Origin of the sequence: Bradyrhizobium sp. CCBAU 45389 (assembly GCF_028128625.1) — a bacterium.
Taxonomy (GTDB): domain Bacteria; phylum Pseudomonadota; class Alphaproteobacteria; order Rhizobiales; family Xanthobacteraceae; genus Bradyrhizobium; species Bradyrhizobium liaoningense_B.
On record NZ_LBIY01000094.1, the window covers coordinates 227,234 to 242,547 of the forward strand.

Annotated in this window: 16 protein-coding genes and 1 pseudogene; 6 read left to right on the forward strand and 11 right to left on the reverse strand. The window is 65.7% G+C overall.

Annotated features, from left to right (window positions below; translation table 11 throughout):
- Positions 1-19: 19 nt before the first annotated feature.
- Positions 20-1,216 (forward strand): hypothetical protein, encoded by a 1,197-nt coding sequence (locus tag XH79_RS26445; RefSeq protein WP_271583483.1) that lies wholly within the window; start codon positions 20-22, stop codon positions 1,214-1,216.
- Here the strand turns inward: XH79_RS26445 and gmk are convergent.
- The 7 genes from gmk to fabD form a co-directional block, all read right to left on the reverse strand.
- The gene (gmk, locus tag XH79_RS26450; protein ID WP_271583484.1) at positions 1,149-1,808 is read right to left on the reverse strand and encodes a guanylate kinase; all 660 of its coding nucleotides are present in this window, start codon (positions 1,806-1,808) and stop codon (positions 1,149-1,151) included. The two genes, XH79_RS26445 and gmk, sit on opposite strands and share 68 nt — an antisense overlap.
- Before the next feature lie 3 nt (positions 1,809-1,811).
- On the reverse strand, positions 1,812-2,699 hold the full coding sequence (locus XH79_RS26455) for a YicC/YloC family endoribonuclease (RefSeq protein ID WP_212337265.1): 888 nt from the start codon (positions 2,697-2,699) through the stop codon (positions 1,812-1,814).
- 114 nt (positions 2,700-2,813) lie between these two features.
- The gene (gene mltG / locus XH79_RS26460) at positions 2,814-4,097 is read right to left on the reverse strand and encodes an endolytic transglycosylase MltG (protein ID WP_212337267.1); all 1,284 of its coding nucleotides are present in this window, start codon (positions 4,095-4,097) and stop codon (positions 2,814-2,816) included.
- Positions 4,098-4,222: 125 nt separating this feature from the next.
- The gene (gene fabF / locus XH79_RS26465) at positions 4,223-5,488 is read right to left on the reverse strand and encodes a beta-ketoacyl-ACP synthase II (protein WP_212337270.1); all 1,266 of its coding nucleotides are present in this window, start codon (positions 5,486-5,488) and stop codon (positions 4,223-4,225) included.
- A gap of 109 nt (positions 5,489-5,597) precedes the next feature.
- On the reverse strand, positions 5,598-5,837 hold the full coding sequence (locus XH79_RS26470; RefSeq protein ID WP_008130699.1) for an acyl carrier protein: 240 nt from the start codon (positions 5,835-5,837) through the stop codon (positions 5,598-5,600).
- A gap of 315 nt (positions 5,838-6,152) precedes the next feature.
- Positions 6,153-6,890 (reverse strand): 3-oxoacyl-[acyl-carrier-protein] reductase, encoded by a 738-nt coding sequence (gene fabG, locus XH79_RS26475; protein ID WP_211408377.1) that lies wholly within the window; start codon positions 6,888-6,890, stop codon positions 6,153-6,155.
- Positions 6,891-6,957: 67 nt separating this feature from the next.
- Positions 6,958-7,917: an ACP S-malonyltransferase gene (gene fabD, locus XH79_RS26480; RefSeq protein ID WP_271583485.1), complete on the reverse strand. Its 960-nt coding sequence runs from the start codon at positions 7,915-7,917 to the stop codon at positions 6,958-6,960.
- A 315-nt stretch (positions 7,918-8,232) separates the two neighbouring features.
- On the opposite strand from fabD, the gene XH79_RS26485 reads away from it, so the two are divergent.
- Positions 8,233-9,462, forward strand: a complete 1,230-nt coding sequence (locus XH79_RS26485) for a GGDEF domain-containing protein (RefSeq protein ID WP_271583486.1) — start codon at positions 8,233-8,235, stop codon at positions 9,460-9,462.
- Here the strand turns inward: XH79_RS26485 and XH79_RS26490 are convergent.
- The gene (locus XH79_RS26490; protein WP_271583487.1) at positions 9,459-10,484 is read right to left on the reverse strand and encodes a fatty acid desaturase family protein; all 1,026 of its coding nucleotides are present in this window, start codon (positions 10,482-10,484) and stop codon (positions 9,459-9,461) included. The two genes, XH79_RS26485 and XH79_RS26490, sit on opposite strands and share 4 nt — an antisense overlap.
- A 3-nt stretch (positions 10,485-10,487) precedes the next feature.
- The gene (locus XH79_RS26495; protein ID WP_271583488.1) at positions 10,488-11,195 is read right to left on the reverse strand and encodes a TetR/AcrR family transcriptional regulator C-terminal domain-containing protein; all 708 of its coding nucleotides are present in this window, start codon (positions 11,193-11,195) and stop codon (positions 10,488-10,490) included.
- A 339-nt stretch (positions 11,196-11,534) separates the two neighbouring features.
- Between XH79_RS26495 and rpsF the strand changes: the two genes are divergently transcribed.
- The 4 genes from rpsF to rplI all read left to right on the forward strand — a co-directional run bounded on the left by rpsF (position 11,535) and on the right by rplI (position 14,035).
- Positions 11,535-12,035: a 30S ribosomal protein S6 gene (gene rpsF / locus XH79_RS26500; protein WP_028171082.1), complete on the forward strand. Its 501-nt coding sequence runs from the start codon at positions 11,535-11,537 to the stop codon at positions 12,033-12,035.
- A gap of 5 nt (positions 12,036-12,040) precedes the next feature.
- Positions 12,041-12,280 (forward strand): 30S ribosomal protein S18, encoded by a 240-nt coding sequence (gene rpsR / locus XH79_RS26505; protein WP_007592020.1) that lies wholly within the window; start codon positions 12,041-12,043, stop codon positions 12,278-12,280.
- A gap of 128 nt (positions 12,281-12,408) precedes the next feature.
- Positions 12,409-13,389 (forward strand): DUF2232 domain-containing protein, encoded by a 981-nt coding sequence (locus tag XH79_RS26510; protein ID WP_271583489.1) that lies wholly within the window; start codon positions 12,409-12,411, stop codon positions 13,387-13,389.
- 46 nt (positions 13,390-13,435) lie between these two features.
- Positions 13,436-14,035 carry a 50S ribosomal protein L9 gene (gene rplI / locus XH79_RS26515; protein WP_212337282.1) on the forward strand — a complete coding sequence of 200 codons (600 nt, stop codon included), beginning with the start codon at positions 13,436-13,438 and terminating at the stop codon, positions 14,033-14,035.
- A gap of 114 nt (positions 14,036-14,149) precedes the next feature.
- Here the strand turns inward: rplI and XH79_RS26520 are convergent.
- Positions 14,150-14,616: pseudogene (locus XH79_RS26520) on the reverse strand (PaaI family thioesterase).
- Between the two features lie 11 nt (positions 14,617-14,627).
- On the reverse strand, positions 14,628-15,224 hold the full coding sequence (locus tag XH79_RS26525) for a TetR/AcrR family transcriptional regulator (RefSeq protein ID WP_271583490.1): 597 nt from the start codon (positions 15,222-15,224) through the stop codon (positions 14,628-14,630).
- Positions 15,225-15,314: the final 90 nt, after the last annotated feature.

Sequence of the window (15,314 nt, forward strand, 5' to 3'; positions counted from 1 at the left end):
GCGTAACCGGGAGACCAGGATGGGCAACCGAACCGCGAAATTCGTATCTGCGCTTGTTGGCAGCATCATTGCCGGCGCACCACTCGCCGCCGTGTCGCAGAACGCGCCTGTTGCATCGAGCACCGCCGGTAGCGCGAGCGACTGCCTCGCCTCGCCGAAGGGTTCCGCACCGCAGGGGCAGCACTGGCACTATCGCGTCGAGCGCGGGACCAAGCGGCAGTGCTGGTATCTGCGTGCCGAAGGCAGCAAGCCGAGCGCACAGGCGACGCAAAGCGCCCAGGCGACGACCGACGGACAAAATGCCGATGCGGCCGCGCCGCCATCAGTGCAGAATGCGCGTGCCGAATACGTTGCGCCGCAGACCGGCGCCACATCGGGCGCGCCGAGCATCACCGCGCCCGCGCCGGCCGCAGCGACTGCGCCGCCGGTCGCACAGCAACCGCCGAACGCCGTCACCGCAACCAGTTCAGAACAGCCCTCCGTTGCCACGCGTTGGCCTGATACCCCGGCAACGTCCGCTGCGTCGCAGCCGATGCCCGCTCCCGACGCGGCAGCCCCGCAGCCGAGCACAAAGCCGGCGAAGGCGCCGGTGGCCCTCGCTACGGCCGAAATTCCCCTCGACAAGCCGACCGGCTCGCTCCAGATGCTGCTACTCGTCGTCGGCGGCGCGCTGGCGCTCGCCGGCATCCTCGCCAGCCTTATCTACCGCTTCGGCGGCGCGCGCGTCCGCGTCCAGGCGAGCGAACACCGCCGCGTGAACTGGGACGATCGTGAGCACCAAAATCAGGACCGCGCACCCTGGCTCAAGGAGATGCCGGCGACGCCGCGCGCGCGGCGGCCGCGCCCGATCGACTTCGATGCCGTGCGTCCGCAGGCCGTGCAACTTGCCGCGATCGACCGCGAGATCGACGTGATCGAAGCGAAGGAGCCGCCGGCCGCCTCCGAAGCCGCGCAGTCCGATCCGGACAATATACCGGTGTTCGACCGCGAGTTCGAGATCGAGACCCGTGCGCCCCGATTGGCTGTGAACGAGGCCGATAACGAGGCCGCTGAACAGCATGATGGCCGCAATGATGATGCGGCCGACATCGACATCATCACGACGATGCTGGAACGACTGCTGAAGGAAGGGCCGCGACTGTCGCAGCCTAGCTCTGAAGCTGAGCTTGCAGCCCTCGCACAAAGCCGACGAGGCCCGTCCGCCGCTCGCGCTTGAGGCGTTCGGCCTTCAGGATCGACTGCACCTCGGCGAAGGCCTCGTCAACATCGTGGTTGATCACGATGTAGTCGTACTCGGCCCAGTGGCTCATCTCGTGGCTGGCGCGGCTCATGCGCTTGCGGATCACCTCGTCGGAATCCTGCGCGCGCGAATGCAACCGCTTCTCGAGGTCGGCCGCCGAGGGCGGCAGGATGAAGACGCTGACGACGTCCGCACGCGCCTTCTCACGCAGCTGCTGCGTGCCCTGCCAGTCGATGTCGAACAGCACGTCCTGCCCCGACGACAGCGCTGCGTCGACCGGTGCGCGCGGCGTGCCGTAGCTGTTGTCGAACACCGTCGCCCATTCCAGCAGCTCGTCGGCCTTCACCATCGCGTCGAACCTGGCCTTGTCGACGAACAAATAGTCGCGCCCGTCGACCTCGCCGGGCCGCATCGCACGCGTTGTCGCGGATACCGACATTCGCAGGCCCGGCATCCGCTCGATCAGGAGACGCGACAGCGTTGTCTTGCCCGCGCCCGAGGGCGAGGACAGCACGAACATCAATCCGCGCCGCTCGACACCGTCAGTTCCGTGACCGCCCGTCGCCATCGATCACTCCAGATTCTGGACCTGCTCGCGGAACTGCTCGACCACGTTTTTCATGGCGAGTCCCGTATTGGTGAGCTCGATGTCGTTCGACTTCGAGCAGCAGGTGTTGACCTCGCGGTGAAACTCCTGGGCCAGGAAGTCGAGCTTGCGCCCGATCGGGCCGCCCTTGCCGATCAGCTCGCGCGCCTGCGCGACATGCGAGGCGATGCGGTCGAGCTCCTCGCGGATGTCGGCCTTGGTCGCGATCAGGATCGCCTCCTGCATCAGGCGGTCGGAATCGAAACGGTCGGAGGTGTCGAGCAGGGTTGCAATCTGCTCGGCGAGCCTCGCCTTGATCGCCTCCGGCTTGCGGCCGGGCGAAGCTTCCGCCTTTTTCGCCAGTTGCTCGATCTCGTCGACCCGCTGGGTCAGGATCTGCCCGAGCGAAATCCCCTCGCGCTTGCGCATCGCGACGAGCTCGTCGAGCGCCTTGTCGAAGGCCTGCGCGGCAGCGGCACGGGCCGCCTTGTCCTCCTCCTCGTCGCCCTCGGGCTCGGCCACCTCGACCACGCCCTTGATGGCGAGCAGGCCGTCGATGCTCGGCGCCACGGCGTCGACCTTGCCGGAGATCAGCGCGGCGGCCTTCAGCACCGCATTGAGCACGTCCTCGTTGACGCGCACCGTGGCGGCCGCGTTGGTGCGCTTGACGTTGAGATTGGCGTAGACCGTGCCGCGCGACAGCAGCTCGCCGGCGCGCTTCTTGGCATGGGCCTCGAGCTCATCGAACCCCTGCGGCAGCCGCACCCTGAGGTCAAAACCCTTGGCGTTGACCGACTTCAATTCCCATTCGAACGTGTACGGCCCGCTCGCGCCGTGGCTTCGGGCAAAGCCGGTCATGGACGACAGCGCCATCAGGTCAGATTCTCCAGGAACAAAAGGATTCGCGAGGCATCAAGCCACGCGAATCTTAAGACTATTTTGCAGGAAAGTGGAATCCGCAAAGTCCCGTAGGCAGGTATGAGTTGCCTAACGCTGGACCACCGGCGGCGAGGACTGCACCGCGCCCTGCCGGGCCGGCGCGGGATTGGCTGGATTGGCCGGGCGCGTCGCCGGCGGCTTTTTCTGCTGGTTGGGCCGCGCCGGCGTGGTCGCAGTCGGCGCGTCGGCGGCACCGGGCGCGGCGCCCGCCGGGGACTGCGCATCCTCGGCCGGCTCGACCGTGTCGTTCTGGATCTGCTTCTCCATCGCCCGCAGCTTGGCGACGTTCTTCTGGTGCGCGTCGTAGGTCTCGGTGAAGGCATGCCCGCCGGTGCCATCGGCGACGAAATAGAGGTCGCGGGTGCGGGCCGGGTTGGCGGCGGCTTCCAGCGAGGCGCGGCCGGGATTGGAGATCGGGCCCGGCGGCAGGCCGTCGATCACATAGGTGTTGTAGGGCGAAGGCTGCGTGATCTCGCTGCGCTTGATCGGACGTCCCAGCGTGCCCTTGCCGCCAACGAGACCATAGATGATCGTGGGATCGGACTGCAGCTTGATCTTCTGCTTCAGGCGATTGACGAACACGGCGGCAACACGGCTGCGCTCGTCGGGCTTGCCGGTCTCCTTCTCGACGATCGAGGCCAGCGTCACCAGCTGCTCGGGAGTCTTGACCGGAACGTCCTGATTGCGGCGCTCCCAGATCTCCGCCAGCACGCGCTTGTGCGCCTGCTGCATGCGCTGGATCACCTGCTCGCGCGTGGTGCCGCGCGGGAATTTGTAGGTCTCGGGCAGCAGCGTGCCTTCGCGCGGCAGCTCGCGCACGCTGCCGGTGAAGATGTCGTTGTCGGAGAGCCGCGCCACGATCTGCTCGGAGGTCAGGCCTTCCGGGATCGTCACGGCGTGCTGCACCACCTTGCCCTCGACGATGGTGGCGATGACGTCGCGCAGCGATGCGTTCTTCTGGAACGAATACTCACCCGGCTTGAGGTCCGAGCTCGCCTTCAGCGCCGCGACGCTGGCGATGAACACCCACGGATTGACGTCGGTCACGCCTTCCTTGTTCAACGTCTCGGCGATGTCGCGCTTGCCGGCACGCTGCGGGATGTTGACGATCTTGTCTTCCCTCAGCGGCCCGGGTGCTTCCAACACCTGCCGGCCGTAATAATACACGCCGCCGGCGCCGAGCATGGCGATCAGCAGCAGGGTGATGATGGCATTGCCGACGACCACGAAGGGGTTGCGCGCGCGCTCCGATCGCTTCGGCGGCGGCGGAACCTGCTCGGGCTCGAGCGCTGCCCGCGGACTCCGGGGCGAAATGGGCGGCCTTTCACTCATCGAAGCAACCTGAATCCTGCCGGTTCAACCGCGGCCTGACAATCGCTTGCCCAGCCAAATGCACGCGCCCACTTCTATGACTATCGCCGAATACGGCAAAACGGTGGATTCGTCTCAAACGCAAACTAGCTGGCCAAACGCCGGACGATCACCGACGCATTGGTGCCGCCAAAACCGAAAGAGTTCGACAACGCGACGTTGACCTCACGCTTCTTCGCCGTGTGCGGCACGAGATCGATCGCAGTCTCGACCGACGGATTGTCGAGGTTGATGGTCGGCGGCACGACATTATCCCGAATCGCGAGAATGGCGAAGATCGCCTCGATTGCGCCGGCCGCGCCGAGGAGATGGCCGGTCGACGACTTGGTCGAGGACATCGCAATCTTGGAGGCGGCGTTGCCGAGCAGCCGCTCGACCGCGCCGAGCTCGATCTCGTCGCCGAGCGGCGTCGAGGTGCCGTGCGCGTTGATGTAGTCGAGATCGGACGGCGTCAGGCCGGCACGCTTCAGCGCCGCCGACATGCTGCGGAAACCGCCATCGCCATCGGGCGACGGCGACGTGATGTGATAGGCATCGCCCGACAGACCGTAGCCGATCACCTCGGCGTAGATCCTGGCGCCGCGGCGCTGCGCGTGCTCGAGTTCCTCGAGCACCAGAACGCCGGCGCCCTCGCCCATGACAAAACCGTCGCGGTCCTTGTCGTAGGGCCGCGAGGCCTTCTCCGGCGTGTCGTTGAAACCGGTCGAGAGCGCGCGCGCGGCATTGAAGCCGGCAATGCCGATGCGGCTGATCGGCGATTCGGCGCCCCCGGCGACCATGACGTCGGCATCGCCGAGCGCGATCAGGCGGGCGGCATCGCCGACCGCATGGGCGCCGGTCGAACAGGCCGTGACCACCGAATGGTTCGGCCCCTTCAGCCCGTGCGCGATCGAGACGTAGCCGGAGGCAAGATTGATCAGGCGGCCCGGGATGAAGAACGGCGACACCCGGCGCGGTCCCCGCTCCTTCAGCAGGATCGCGGTGTCGGCGATACCGTTGAGGCCGCCAATGCCCGACCCGATCATGGTGCCGGTGGCGCACTTGTCCTCTTCGGATTCGGGATGCCAGTTGGCATCGTCGAGCGCCTGGCCCGCGGCGGCCATGGCGAAGACGATGAAGTCGTCGACCTTGCGCTGGTCTTTCGGCTCCATCCATTTGTCGGGATTGAAGCTGTCGTTGGTACCGTCGCCGCGCACGACGGTGCATGCGTATTTGGTCTGAAGATCGGAGACATCGAAGCTCTCGATCGGGCGCGCACCGCTTTCGCCGTTGAGGATGCGTTTCCAGGTCGGTTCGACGCCGCAGCCGAGCGGCGACACCATGCCGAGACCAGTGACGACAACCCGCCTCATATCCGAAAACTCCGCATCGAAAGATTCACGGCCAATAACAAGAAACCGGCTGGCCGCTGCGAAGCGGCCCGTCCGGTTTCAACTGTTGTCCCCGCGAAAATGAAGAGCCTTAGCTCTTCGCGTTCTTCTCGAGAAACTTCGTGGCGTCGCCGACGGTGAGAATCGTTTCCGCAGCGTCGTCCGGAATCTCGCAACCGAATTCTTCTTCGAACGCCATCACCAGCTCGACGGTGTCCAGACTGTCGGCGCCGAGGTCGTCGATGAAGCTCGCAGCGTCGACAACCTTCTCGGGCTCAACACCAAGGTGTTCGACCACGATCTTCTTAACCCGCTCGCCAATGTCACTCATTGCTTAACCTCGTGTTGTTCCCTGTAGACCCGACCCCCCGGGACGATACGAGCCGTCGTGGTCGTGTTACTTGCCTTTGCTTACGAACTTTAGATTTGGCCCCATCTCAACCGATGCAGGGCCCGGCGAACGACGGCCAAGGCACCGCATCGCCAATATACAGGGTTTCAAAAACCTGCAATGGCGTTCTTTGCCCATCCGTTGAAGGTCCGGTTATCATACTTCAATTGCCTTGACTACAAGCCTCATTTCGCTCCGGAAACGGCCGTTTGCCGCATCCCGCACCGCCCATGTGGGCGGTGCAGAACGAGGGCGTCAGATCATGGCCATGCCGCCATTGACGTGAATGGTCTGGCCGGTGACATAGGCCGCTTCGTTCGAACTCAGGTAGACGGCGGCGGCGGCAATGTCCTCGGGCGTGCCCAGGCGGGCAGCCGGAACCTTGGTCAGGATCGTCTCGCGCTGCTTGTCGTTCAGCGCATCCGTCATCGGCGTCTTGATGAAGCCGGGCGCGATGCAGTTCGCGGTCACGCCGCGCTTGGCGTATTCGGCACCGAGAGTCTTGATCATGCCGATCAGGCCCGCCTTCGATGCAGTATAATTGCCCTGCCCGGGATTGCCGGTGACGCCCACCACCGAGGTGATCGCGATGATGCGGCCGAAGCGCTTGCGCATCATCAATTTGGTGGCGGCACGCGCCAGACGGAAGGTCGCGGTCAGATTGACGTTGATGACCTCCTCCCAGTCCTCGTCGCGAAGCTGCACGAAGAGGTTGTCGCGGGTGATGCCGGCATTGGCGACAAGAATGTCGACCTGCCCCATCGCGGCTTCCGCGGCGGGCACCAGCGCCTCGACCTCGTCGGCCTTGGAGAGATTGCAGGGCAGCACGTGAACGCGCTCGCCGAGCTTGCCGGCAAGCTCATCCAGCACCTCCTTGCGCGTTCCCGAGATCGCAACGGTGGCACCCTGCGCATGCAGCGCCTGCGCGATCGCGCCGCCGATGCCGCCGGTCGCGCCGGTGACGAGCGCCTTTTTGCCAGTCAGATCGAACATTGAAAACTCCTCCAAAGCACGATCCGGAAAAGTGTGCAGCGGTTTTCCGGAAAGATCGTGCGTAAACTTAAGCCTGCTTCGCAGCGGCCAATGCATCCTTGGCGGCGGCAATGTCGTTCGGTCCGCCCACGGCAACACCGACGGCACCATCGGCGATACGCTTGACGAGTCCCGTCAGCACCTTGCCGGCGCCGATCTCGAAGAAACGGGTGACACCCTGCCCGGCCATATAGGCAACCGACTCGCGCCAGCGCACGGTGCCGGTGACCTGCTCGACCAGGCGTCGGCGGATCTCGTCGGGATCGGTGATGGCGGTCGCCAGCACGTTCGAGACCAGCGGCGCGGCCGGCGCGTTGATCGTGACCTTCGCCAGAGCCTCGGCCATGGCATCAGCCGCGGGCTGCATCAGCTTGCAATGGAACGGCGCGGACACCGGCAGCAGCATGGCGCGCTTGGCGCCTTTGCCCTTGGCGATCTCCACGGCGCGATCGACCGCCGCCTTGTCGCCGGAGACCACCACCTGCCCGCCGCCATTGTCATTGGCGGCCTGGCAGACCTGGCCCTGCGCCGCCTCGCCTGCGACCTCCATGGCGGCCTCGTAGTCGAGGCCGAGCAGTGCGGCCATCGCACCGGCGCCGACCGGCACGGCTTTTTGCATTGCAAGACCGCGGGTGCGAAGCAACCGGGCAGTATCGGAGAGCGTCAGGCTGCCGGCCGCAGCCAGCGCCGAATATTCGCCGAGCGAGTGGCCGGCGACGAAGGCTGCGTCCCGCCCCACGGAAAAACCGGCTTCAGCCTCCAGTACGCGGAGGGTGGCGATGGAAACCGCCATCAGCGCCGGCTGGGCGTTCTCGGTGAGCTGGAGGGTCTCGGCCGGGCCATCCCAGATGGTGGCCGTCAGCTTCTCCCCAAGCGCGGCATCGACCTCGTCGAACACAGCGCGCGCCGCCGGAAAGGCGTCGGCCAGGGCCTTGCCCATGCCAACCGCCTGGGACCCCTGCCCCGGAAATGTGAATGCTGCCGTCATCGGCGCTCCCCTGGATCACTTGAGCCGCTATCGAGAGCCGGCAGCCGACTACGTCCGGCCCCAAGCCTTGGTTCCCGATCATGCTCCGAAGGGGGCCGTAGACAACGACCGGGGCCGCGCTGTCAAGCCGCGACGGGCCCTCCGGGACAGGCATCCCGCCCCAAAACCTGTTCGTTGCCCTGCACCAATCGGACCTGCCAGCCGCTTCGCTGCAAAGCGTTTACGCTGTCGGGAACTTGGTTCCCGGACTTAAGCGGCCTTAAATACCGGCCGCCTTAGGTTGCGGCCATGGCAACAATGGTCCCACAGAGATCGATGGCCTCAGCTTCTGCCGGGCAAACCCGGCAGCCGCGGCTTCCATTGCAGGCCTGCGTCGACTGGCTGCTCGCAGGGCCACGCCCGCAGCCTGACGACATCCACAACGAATTGCTGCAGCAGCGGACGAACAAGACCAGGACACTGGTGGTGGCGGTGGGGGCATCGCTGCTGATCGCCTCGCTATCGGCGGCGCTGACGGGCGCTGCCTGGGCCTATGCCTGGGTGCTGGCGGAAATCGTCCTCGGGAGCACACGTATCTCGCTGATGATGAGAGCCCTTGCAAAGGCGAAGCGTGACCGGCGGGCGCCGGTGAACGTCTCGCCGATCTGGGCGGGGCTCGCATCGGTCATCCTGATCTCGGCCGGCTGTTATCAATGCGTCGCTTCGGGCGTCATGCCTCTGATCCTGATGGCCGGCATTGGCCTCGCGAACCTCGTCGGCGGCATCGCGTCGCGCAACGCCGGCACACCGCGCTACGGCATCCTCCTGATCTGCATCCTGACGCTGCCTTTCGCGCTCGCGACGATCATGTCGCCGGTACCGTTCCTGTTCATCATCGGCCTGCAAACGCCGGTCTACACGGCGGGAATGATCTTCCTGCTGCTGGAGAACCACAAGATTCTGCTCGACCTTCACCATTCCGAGCGCAACAACCGCCTGATGGCGCATCACGACCTGCTCACCGGCCTGCCCAACCGCGCCCTCAACCAGAAACTGTTCGCCGAGATGCTCGACGGCCCGTGGCCGGATGCAGCCTCTGCCGCATCGAAGCTCACCGTGTTCTGCGTCGATCTCGACGGCTTCAAGGGCATCAATGACAGGTTTGGACATGCCGCAGGCGATGCCGTTCTCGTCGCGGTGGCGAAGCGCCTGCGCGCCAGCGTGCGCGACACCGATGTCGTATGCCGGCTCGGCGGCGACGAGTTCGTCGTGCTGCTGCCTGACATCACGGAGAACGAAGCCGCCATCGTGGCGCAGCGGATCATCTCGAGCGTCTCTGAACCATTCGAATTTGCACCAGCGGTCCGCGTCGGAGCCAGCATCGGGCTCGCATCGGCGCCGCGCGACGGGACGACCGCAGACGAACTGCTGAGCGCCGCCGATCGCGCGATGTACGAAGCCAAGCGCGGCGGCAAAGGTGCTTTCGTGATCCACCGCAACGTCGCGTTCGTTGCCGAGGTCGTGCCTCTCGCCCCCGTCGCCCAGGCTCCAGCGCTGGCCTGCTAGAACCCACCTGCCTTCTGATCCGCACCGACCTCGGCGCCGGCCCGCGCCCGGCGCGCGCTGCTCGCCAATTGTCCCGGCCGGTCGTCGCGGTTCGGCTTGGCCGTCGCAAGCCGCAGCACGGCGGCATAGTTCGGTTGCACCTCCATGCGGCCTGCATGCCGGCTCTCGCTGAGCAGGCGATGCACCTTCGGCAAATTGTAGCAGGGCACGTAGAACAGCAGATGATGCTCGAGGTGGTAGTTCACGTAATACGGCGCGATGAACAGCCGCTCGAGAAAATTGGCATGCGTGGTGCGGGTATTGCGCAGCGGATCGCTGCTGTCAGGAACGACGGCGTGCTCGGCGATGTTGCGGATACGGGTGATGACCATCATCCAGGTGAGCAACGGCACCAGCCATAGCAGCGGATAGGCCCACCACACGCCGGCCGCCGCGAGGCCAGCGAACATCACGGCATTGACGATGCATTGCCGGCCGAGCTTGTCCCAGAAATGCGAAAGACGCTGCCGCCACGGCCAGTCCTTCGGGCCGAGCGCATTGAGCAGTTGCGCCTTGCGCTGCTGGTAACCGGTCTGTCCGGTGATGTCGCGAATGAACTTGCGGCGGTAGCTCAGCTTCGTGATCGGAAACGGCGCTGACAGCACGAGATCGGGATCGTCCTCCTGCTGGGTGCGCGCATGATGCTGGAGATGGTAGCGGCGATAGGCGCGTGTCTCCGCAAAGATGGGATAGGCGCAGAACCATTGGCTCAGCGTCAGATTGGTGTTCTCGTCGGCGGACAGGCAGCCATGCGCGCCGTCATGCATCAGGATCGCAAGGCCCAGCTGGCGCGAACCGATGATCGCGACGGCGAAAATGTAAGTCAGGGGATTGGGCCACCAGGCGACCAGCGCAATCGCGCCAATGATGAGCGCCCAGGCATGCGCTATCATCGCGACGCCCTTCCACGTCACGCGCTGGCGCACGTCGGCAAGCTGGTCATCGGTCAGGAAATCACGGGCACGCATGCGAAGCGCGGTCATGGCCTAGCTCTCCTCATCCGTAGGTGTCGATGCATTGCCGTCGTCGACGAGGCGCAGGCGCGCGGCCTCGCCGGTGGACTTCGCCTGCTCACCAAGCACGCGCAGCATCTCGGCGCAGAGCTCGTCCGGCGAGCGGCCCATGGCATAGCCTTCGAGAATGACGCCGATCGCGACGGCCCAGAACCGCCGCGAGCTCTCGTCGGGCGCCCGCAGGGAGCGCCAGCCGTGGCGCGCGACCTGGCCGGCATAGGCCCGCGCGCCCTCGGCGTGCAGGCGCTCGATGGTGCGCTCGACCAGCGGCGCAAGATCCTGGCGCCGACGTGTCAGGGTCAGGGCCTCGGCAAAGAAAGCGACCGAATCGCTCGCCGTCACCGTCGCGGCCAGGGCATGGGTGTACTCCCGCGGCGTGCGCGCCGTCAGCGCGGCCTGCTCGGTCGCGCGGGCCAGGTACAGGAGGTCGCGGCAGGCGCATTCGACGAACAGCGCCTCCTTGGTGCGGAAATAATAGGTGATCTGGCTCGGGAATGCGTTCGCGGCAGATGCGATGTCGGTGATCGAGGCGCCCGACAGCCCCCGCTCCCGGAACAGCGGGCTTGCCGCGTCCAGCAGCAACGAACGCATCTTGCGGCCGGCCGAGCGCGTGGCGCGCGCCGCGTGCTTGGGGTCGACGGCGGTCGACTCGGATGGCGCATGGGCAGATTTGTCTGCCATTGGATCCTCCCGTTGATTTATTTGTATGCCATACAAACAAATAAATCAAGCTGGTACAGTGATGCGAGCTGGTTCCAGCCGTGCCCGCAGCGTCCCCGGGCCAAAACCTGGCCCCGAACCTTGCAAAGCCGGTCAAAATCCGTATAAAGCGCGCATCCGCAGACCCCGGCCGGGAGCTGAACGGACGGTCTCAGCAAATCATTCGTGATTTTGGTGTGGCAGGGCCAGTCGGCCCGTCGTCCCGTGTTTCCGCCTTCTGAGCTTCATCCCAGAGTCCTTTCCGAAGGCCTCTTAAGGGCTTGACGCCGGGCGATGCGCCAACATGAGGAAAGGACCACCATGGCTCTCTATGAGCATGTTTTTCTCGCGCGTCAGGACGCGAGCCCGCAGCAGGTCGAAGAGCTGACTGCGCAGATGACCGGTATCGTCGAGGGGCTCGGCGGCAAGGTCACCAAGACCGAGAATTGGGGCGTTCGCTCCCTCACCTACCGCATGAACAAGAACCGCAAGGCGCACTTCGTGCTGCTCAACATCGACGCGCCGTCCGCGGCGATCGCCGAGATCGAGCGCCAGGAGCGCATCAGCGAGGACGTGATCCGCTATCTCAGCGTCCGCGTCGAGGAGCTCGAGGAAGGCCCGTCGGCGATGATGCGCAAGGCCGACCGTGATCGCGAGCGTGACGACCGTGGCGGCGGCTTCCGCGGCGAGCGCGAAGGCGGCTTCCGTGGCGACCGCGAGGGCGGTTTCCGTGGCGGTGATCGTGACGGTGGTGGCTTCCGCGGTGATCGCGGCCCGCGCCGTCCGCGCGAAGAAGCTGAAACCACGACGGATGGGGAGTAAGATCAATGGCTGAAGCTGGTGCACGCCGTCCGTTTTTCCGTCGTCGCAAGAGCTGCCCGTTCACGGGCGCCAATGCTCCGAAGATCGACTACAAGGACTCCAAGCTGCTGATGCGTTACGTCTCCGAGCGCGGCAAGATCGTGCCGAGCCGCATCACGGCGGTGTCCGCGAAGAAGCAGCGTGAGCTCGCCCGCGCCATCAAGCGCGCGCGGTTCCTGGGCCTGCTGCCCTACGTCATTCGCTAAGACGAATTCGGTCGGCGGCGATATCGCCGCCGGCCGCACTCTTTTGAACTCATAAGGCTTCCGGGTCGTCCGGTCGCCGATGGTTGGGGCAAGACGCCTCTAACCGCTCAAGGGGAGCGGGACAGCTGATGATGGCCTTTGGACTGATAGCCCTGATCGCCGGCGCTGCGTCGGCCCTGATGTTCGCCTCGATCGTGTCGGGCGCGCTGATCTCGCTCGTCCTGTTCTATCTCGCACCCCTGCCTTTGATGGTGGCCTCGATCGGCTGGGGACCGCTCTGCGCGAGCCTTGGCGGCATCACGGCTGCGATCGGCCTTGGCGCCCTGTTCGGCCTGCCCTACTGCATCGCTTTCGCCGTCACCGTCGCGCTGCCGGCCTGGTGGCTCGGCCATCTCGTCCTGCTCAGCCGGCAGGTCGGCCCGGTCGCGCCGGACGCTTCCGCCGCCGAGCCGCCAGTCGAGCCCGAACTCGAGTGGTATCCGGTTGGACGTCTGCTGCTGTGGATCGCCGGCTTCGCCACGCTGACCACGATCGCGGCCCTGCTCACGCTCGGCACCGACGCCGAGACCATCACCGGCACATTGCAGCGCGGCCTGCTGCGCATCCTCCGCTCCACCGATCCGCAGACCTCCGCCGAGGCCAGCCAGCTCGTCGACGCGCTGGTGCGCATCGCGCCGGCCGCAGCGACCATCGTCGCGATGATGACGCTCACCCTCAACCTCTGGCTCAGCGCCAAGGTCACGGCGACATCGGGCCGGCTACGCCGTCCCTGGCCGGATCTGAAGACGGCGGAGCTGCCACCGATGACGCTGGTGGCGCTCTGCATCGCGCTCGCCTTCTGCTTCACCGGCGGGCTGCTCGCGATCGTCGCGCAGATCACGACGGCCGCGCTGATGATGGGCTACGCGCTAACCGGCTTTGCCGTGCTGCATACGCTGACGCTGGCGCTGAAGAGCCGCACCTTCTGGCTCGGCTCGACCTATGCCGTCGTGGTCGTGTTCGGATGGCCCGTCATCGCGATGGTCATCCTCGGTCTTGCGGACGCCGTGTTCGGCTTCCGCGAGCGCTTCCTGCGCAACCGGCAGCCGCCGCCGCTGCCAACCCCTTAAGTCCAACCCCGAAACTGAAACCAGAGCACTTCAAAGGAGAACGAATATGGAAGTCATTTTGCTGGAACGCGTCAACAAGCTCGGCCAGATGGGCGAAGTCGTGAAGGTTCGCGACGGCTATGCCCGCAATTTCCTGCTCAAGCGTGGCAAGGCGCTGCGCGCCACCGCCGACAACAAGGCCAAGTACGACGGCATGAAGGCCGACCTCGAGGCCCGCAACCTCGCCTCCAAGGCCGAAGCGTCCAAGGTTGCCGAGAAGATCGAGGGCAAGAACATCATCGTGATCCGTCAGGCCTCTGAAGCCGGCCAGCTGTTCGGCTCGGTCACGGTGCGCGACGTGGTTTCCGCCTTCGAGGCCGACGGCGTTTCGCTGGCCCGTCCGCAGGTGCAGCTCGACGCTCCGATCAAGACCATCGGCAAGCACGCAATCACCGTCGCCGTTCACCCCGAGGTCGAGGTCGAGGTCACCGTCACGGTTGCGCGCAGCCAGGACGAGGCCGAGCGCATCAACCGCGGCGAGGACATCTCGACCCGCAACGAGGACCGCGACGCGGCCGCCGAGGCGATCGCCGCCGCTGGCGAGTTCTTCGATCCGGAAGCCCAGCACGACGAAGTCGAGCCTGCCCCGGCTGCGGAAGAGAAGTAAGCCGAATACCGTCATTCCGGGGCGGTCCGCAGGACCGAACCCGGAATCTCGAGATTCCGGGTTCGATGCTTCGCATCGCCCCGGAATGACGAGATCTAGATCAGCCCGGTCGCCTCAGGCGGCCGGGCTTTTCGTTTTGGCACCGACGTCCTCGCTCAGCATCGCGATCGAGGCGAGCGCAGTTGCCGTATGCTTCTCCACACCGTCGCTGACGCAGAACACGTCGGCTGCGACCACCGAGACCTGGCGGCCCGGCTTGATCACCCTGGCCCGGCAGATCAGCTTCTCGCCGACCGCGGGCGACAACAAATTGAGCTTGTATTCGGCCGTCAGCGCCGGCTGGCCGCGCGAGGTCGCCGCTGCGATCGTCGTGGCATTGTCGACCAGGAAGGCGGTGACGCCGCCGTGGAGAAGCCGTGTTGCTGCAACAGCTCCGGCCGCCGCTCCACCGCGATGGTGCAGGTACCGCGCGACAATTCCGACAGCTCGGCACCGACCAGGTTCATAAATCCCTGCCGGCCGACATTGGCGTGGATGCGCGCGGCGATCGGCTCGAACTCGGGATCTGCTTCGGCTGGCATGAGGCCTCTCCTTATTGCTTGTTGATGCGATCGGCCGGGCACAGCGCGCGGATGGCGCAGGCAATCAGAGTGGCCGCTTCGCCGCGTGGATCGGCGCGATCACGGCCCGACAGAAAGGCACGGCAAAAAATCTGCGCCGGGCCGATCAGCTGGCTGACGAACATCACCGGCGTCATCGGCAGCAGCTCGCCATTTGCAATCAGCGGCGCGCGCCAGCGCTCGATGCCTTCGGCGAGCCGCGCATTCTGCGCGCGCTGGGCGTCGCGGACATCCTCGCCCCATTCGTTGCGCGAGATCTCGAAGAGATAGCGCGCCTCGCGCCGGCTCGAGACGACCCAGTCAAGATGTGCCCGGATCAGGCGATCGATGCCCTGCTCGGCATCGGGAACAGGGTCGAGCGCCGCCAGCACCGCAGCGTGATAGTGCCGGAGCACCTCGAGGAACAGCGCGCCCGCAAGCTCCTTCTTCGATCCGAACACATGAAAGAAGCTGCCGTTGGAGGCGCGAGCTTTGGTGCGGATCGCCGCCACGGTCGCGCCCTCGAAGCCGACGCGATCGAACACGGCGAGGCCCGCCGCCAACAAATCGTCACGCACGCTCGCGGTCATCGGCACCTCCTAGAGTAATACTCTAGAGCACAGCTCTAATTGCGGTCAAGACGGCGCGAAGGCCGCGATGAGGCGGCCTTCGCAGGTCGA